We start from the raw sequence: 4599 nt of genomic DNA on the forward strand, positions 1-4599 counted from the left end.
CCGCGCGCCCGCCCCCCCCCCCCCCCCCCCCCCCCCCGCCGCCGCGCCCGCCCCCCCCCCCCCCCCCCCCCCCCCCCCCCCCCCCCCGGCCGCGGCGAGACGGGCGGTCTCGCACGGTTGCAGGCCTCGGAGCGCGCGAGATCGCCGATCTCGCCGGCTGATCCCGAAGCGACCCCGTCGACGCCACCCGGGCCGCCGCCCCCGGGCGCCGTCGAGGCTGACACCGGTGTCGGTCGTGGTGGTGCTGGTGGTGGAGGCGGCCTCGGCGGTCGTGCCGCGCGCGGCCGCGACGGGGACCACGGCGGCCAGGAGGACGGCGGCGAGGGTCGTGCTCGCCTACGACGGGATCATCGAGGCCGATCCGACGCACGAGACGGTCGTCGTCCTGACCGACGCGGCCGGGGACATCTCCACCGCCGGGTCTCACCGCCGCCGACCACCTGCTGTTGCTGCTGGTCGTCCCCCTCGTCGTCGCGGGGAGGTGGCAGCGTCGGGCGGGCCTCGTCCCGACGCTGCGCCGGGTCCTCGCCGCGCACCGACCCGCTGCGGCCGGAGGCGGCACTCACCTCCTCGGGCGGCTGAGGTCCGCCGGCGGGGCTACGGGGGACGTCGGCGTGGGGGCTCGGGCGGCGGTCCGGAGCAGCCGCTCCGGCCGGTCAGCGGCCGGTGCGACCGCGGTAGCGGGCGGCGCGCTTGGCGTTGGCGGCGCGACGGCGCTCGCTGTCCCGCAGCTCACGCCGGTGCGCGGCCTCCTCGCGGCGCGCGGTGGCGGTGCCGGCCGGGTAGCCGGCCTTCACGACCCGGTTCTCGGTGGTCTCCGGCATGTAGGCCAGCGAGTAGATGAGGCCGAGGAAGATCCCGCCGCCGGAGACCGCCGCGCGCAGCCCCAGCGGGGCGGGCAGGAAGACCATGATTAGCGCGATCGGGATCGACATCTGGACGAGCATGCGAGCCACGTGTCGCAGGCCCCAGGTGCGGGTGGTGGTGTCGAACAGCACCCAGCCGCGGTGCCGGGCGGGCAGGCTGCCGCCGAGGGCGTACCACAGCCAGCGGTGCGGAGCGGGCCGGACGATCGGCTCGGTGGTGTCGTGCTCTGCCGGCTCTGCCATGGCCCCTGTGTGCTCCTGCTCGACGACGGTCACGCCTCCATGGTGCACCACGACGCTGGGTGCACCAACGGTTGGGGTACCAACTTTCCGTCCACCCGAGGCGATCTCGGTCACACCGTCGTGGGTCAGGCGACGGTGGCCTCGGGCCCGCTCTCGCCCTGCGTGCCGGGATGGGCGAGGGCCTGCTGGGACGCGGCGATCACCTGGGTGAGCGCCTCGTGCAGGCTCATCAGCTGCTCGACCGGCATGCCCAGGCGCTCCACGATGCCGGCGGGGATCTTCTCCGCCTGCTCCCGCAGCGCGGTCCCCTCGTCGGTCAGCGCGAGGGCGAGGTTGCGCTGGTCCTTCGGGTCCCGCTCGCGGCGCAGCAGCCCGGCCGCCTCCAGCCGCTTGAGCAGCGGCGAGAGCGTGCCGGGGTCCAGCTGCAGCAGGCCGGACAGCGCCTTGACCGAGAGCGTCCCGTGCTGCCACAGCGCCAGCATCACCAGGTACTGCGGATGGGTCAGCCCCAGTGGCTCGAGCACCGGCCGGTAGACGGCGACCACGTTGCGGGCGGCCACCGACAGCGCGAAGCACACCTGCCGCTCCAGGGCGAGCACGTCCCCGGAATCGAGCGGGACCTGGGGCGTCTGGTCGGTCGTCACGCCCCCAGGCTAGAGCCGTGGCACGCCAAGGGTTGGTTCACCAACCATCAGATCCGCCTCGGCCCCGCACGGGTCCCGGCCGGCGACGTCACCGGGAGCCGTCGGCGGCAGCGCGGTGTCGCTCGTCAGTCCCGGCGACGCATCGCGGCGATGCCCGCCTGCCAGGCCTGCTCCGTCACGCCGTCCTCGGGGAACCGCTCGGTGAGCTCGAGCAGGACCATGCCGTGGATGAAGGCCCATGCCGCGCGGGCGCGGGCGGGGCTGCCCGTGGCCCGCTGGAGCGGCGCCGCGGTGCGCTCCTCCAGCCCCGGAGGTAGGTGGGCACGGGGCAGGGGGCGGTCGGTCATCATCCGGTACAGGTGCGGGTGCGCTCGGGCGAAGGCGCGATAGGCCGCGACGAAGGCGGCGAGGGGCTCCCCAGCGCCGTCCGTGGCGGCCTCGAAGGCGGCGGCGGCCTCCTCGAAGCCGGTGATGACGATGGCCACCTCCAGCGCCTCCTTGCCCGGCAGGTGCTTGTAGAGGGAGGGGGCCCGGATCCCGAGGGCCTCGGCGACCCGGCGCATGGTCAGCTCTCCGGGCCCCTCCCGCTCCAGGACGCCTCGGGCGACGGCCACGATCTCGCGGCCCCGGCTCGAGAGCGGGTCAGCCACGGGTCCGCGACGACGTGTGCTCGGCCCGAGTGCGGAGCGCCTCGTTCATCGCCACGAACGCCGGCAGCGTGTGCCGGTCCAGCGACGCGGCGAGGAACGGGACCAGCACCCCTCGGAAGTCCTCCCGGTGGATCAGTCGGGTACCGCTCCCGCGTGGCTCGAGCGTGAAGGTGTGCTCGACGTCCATCACGCCGGGCACCGCCAGCCTGCCGCGCCACCGCAACTGCCGGGGCGCGTCCACCTCGACCAGCCGGGGGCGCACGGTCATCGCGCGACCGCCCACCGGCTGCACGGTCAGGGTCAGCCTGCCGCCCGGCTGCACCACTCCCTCGGCCCGGACGATGAACGGGTTCCATGCCGGATACGCAGGGAGATCGGTGAGCACGCGCCACACCTGGTCCGGCACCGCGTCGATCTCGATGTCGGTGGACAGTCGCTTGGCCATGACGCTCCTCCTCGAGGGTGACGGTGTCGGCAGCCACACTGGCTAACGCCGTTAGCCCGCGTCAAGAGCCGCGTGGGCGGCCCGGGTCGGGGCCACTTCCTGTCGTACCCGGGGGCGATGCTGTGCCTGTCCGGATCGCACCGCCGGCGTCATCACTGCACCGGCGGGTCCGGGAGGAGGGGAGGACGAGATGAGGACGTACGACCCGGCGGACGGCATCCTCTACGTCCACCTGGCGCAGCACCCCGCCGCTCCCCCAGCGCCGCCACAGCACCACCACGCGTGCCACCGTCTCCCCACCGGCTATGCGAACGCCTCACTCCGGGCCAGGCTCGGTGATGTGCGCGCGGCCGGCGCCCGCCCCGCGCTCGTCGTCCTCCCCGGGGGGTCGGCGGCGGCCACCGGGCCGAACCCCGCGGCGCCGGCCCTGCGCCTGGCCCAGTAGCTCTGCGACGCCGAGGCCGGCTCGACCGCGACGGGTCAGGCGTCCGCCGGGCCGCACCGCCGACGTGGCCAAGGACCCTGTGCCGGCCCGCGGCCGAGCGCTCGGCTGGCCGGGGACGAGGGGACGACGGGGCCCAACCCGCAGGGGACCGAGCCACGGACGCTGCCGGTCCGCGGGGGTCGAGAGCCACACCAGCGCCCAGGCCCGGGCCACCCGCACGTCAGCACACCGGGAGACCGAACCGATGGCGGCCACCCTGCCGGCCCTGACGCCGGTCGAAGACAGCCTGTTCGTGACGCTCTGCTGCCGGGCGCTGGACGCCCGGTCGCCGCGACCCGTCCTCGGCGACGCCATGGCCGACGAGATCGTCCGCACGCTGGGCTACGACTGCGGCCAGTTGCACATCGACAGGAACCTCATGCTCAACGCGGCACTGCGGGCCAAGAAGCTGGACGAGATCGCGGCCCGGTTCCTGGCCGGTCATCCCGACGGCATCGGGCTCGATCTCGGAGCGGGGCTGGACACCCGGGCGCTCCGCATCGATCCGCCGTCCACCGTCGACTGGTACGACGTCGACTTCCCCGCGGTGACCGCCATCCGAGCGAGCGTGACACCGGACCGCGCGAACGCCCACGACGTCGGCGCGGACGTGACGGATCCGGACTGGCTGACCGCCGTCCCCTCCGACCGGCCGGCCGTCATCGTCGCCGACGGCCTGTTGGGGTTCCTCGCCCTGGACCAGGTCACGACCCTGCTGAACCGGCTCACGAGCCACTTCCCGAGCGGGGAGATCGCCTTCAACAGCCATCCCCGGTTCGCGATCTGGGCCATCAAGCACACCCGTGGCACCCGCTCCGTCGCCGACCTGATCAGGTTCCCCGGCTCCGACGACCCGCACGACCCGGGACGCTGGAACCCGGCCCTGACCCTGGTGAGGGAGATCCTGATCCCCCGGGAACCCGAGGTCGCCCAGTCCCCCGCAGTCCTCCGGGTGTACTACCGGCTGGCGGCGCACAGCACGTCCCTGTCCCGGAAGGGGACCGTCGTGCTGCACTACCGCTTCTGACCGGCGCCACGACCGGCCACCGACGCACCGCGCCGGAAGGCCGGGCGGGATCCCGCGAGGCGCGGGGCCCCGCTCCCGCCCCGTCGCTACGCGCGGGGCGCGCCTGCCCGACCCTGCGGAGGAACGGTCAGGCCGGTCACCGGGGTCCGGTGGTTGCCGCCGGGGCCGGCCGGCACCCGGCCGTCCGGCTCGGGCCGCCCCGGGGCCTGCGCCCCGGCCGCGGCGCCGGGCGCACCGGCG

General features: G+C 75.2%; 6 protein-coding genes. 2 read left to right on the top strand and 4 right to left on the bottom strand.

Annotation, left to right across the window (positions count from 1 at the left end; genetic code table 11):
• Positions 1 to 656: 656 nt before the first annotated feature.
• The 4 genes from ACI78Z_RS24830 to ACI78Z_RS24845 all read right to left on the bottom strand — a co-directional run bounded on the left by ACI78Z_RS24830 (position 657) and on the right by ACI78Z_RS24845 (position 2848).
• Positions 657 to 1142, bottom strand: coding sequence for a DUF5313 family protein (locus tag ACI78Z_RS24830; RefSeq protein WP_457039203.1), 486 nt, complete (start codon positions 1140 to 1142; stop codon positions 657 to 659).
• Positions 1143 to 1234: 92 nt separating this feature from the next.
• Positions 1235 to 1753 (bottom strand): MarR family winged helix-turn-helix transcriptional regulator, encoded by a 519-nt coding sequence (locus ACI78Z_RS24835; RefSeq protein ID WP_457039204.1) that lies wholly within the window; start codon positions 1751 to 1753, stop codon positions 1235 to 1237.
• A 125-nt stretch (positions 1754 to 1878) separates the two neighbouring features.
• A complete protein-coding gene (locus ACI78Z_RS24840; protein ID WP_457039205.1) occupies positions 1879 to 2403 on the bottom strand; it encodes a TetR/AcrR family transcriptional regulator in 525 nt (174 codons plus the stop codon).
• A complete protein-coding gene (locus ACI78Z_RS24845) occupies positions 2396 to 2848 on the bottom strand; it encodes an SRPBCC family protein (RefSeq protein ID WP_457039206.1) in 453 nt (150 codons plus the stop codon). The genes ACI78Z_RS24840 and ACI78Z_RS24845 overlap by 8 nt, the downstream gene beginning before the upstream one ends.
• 190 nt (positions 2849 to 3038) lie before the next feature.
• On the opposite strand from ACI78Z_RS24845, the gene ACI78Z_RS24850 reads away from it, so the two are divergent.
• Complete coding sequence (locus ACI78Z_RS24850) at positions 3039 to 3293, top strand: hypothetical protein (RefSeq protein ID WP_457039207.1); 255 nt, start codon at positions 3039 to 3041, stop codon at positions 3291 to 3293.
• Positions 3294 to 3537: 244 nt separating this feature from the next.
• Positions 3538 to 4359, top strand: coding sequence for a class I SAM-dependent methyltransferase (locus tag ACI78Z_RS24855; RefSeq protein WP_457039208.1), 822 nt, complete (start codon positions 3538 to 3540; stop codon positions 4357 to 4359).
• The last annotated feature ends 240 nt before the right edge of the window (positions 4360 to 4599 follow it).

This window comes from Geodermatophilus sp. SYSU D01176, from assembly GCF_054050015.1.

Bases quoted from the DNA above. Each gene is read 5' to 3' on its own strand.
- ACI78Z_RS24845 (WP_457039206.1), bottom strand. From the start codon at position 2,848: ATGGCCAAGCGACTGTCCACCGACATCGAGATCGACGCGGTGCCGGAC.
- ACI78Z_RS24855 (WP_457039208.1), top strand. From the start codon at position 3,538: ATGGCGGCCACCCTGCCGGCCCTGACGCCGGTCGAAGACAGCCTGTTC.
- ACI78Z_RS24850 (WP_457039207.1), top strand. From the start codon at position 3,039: ATGAGGACGTACGACCCGGCGGACGGCATCCTCTACGTCCACCTGGCG.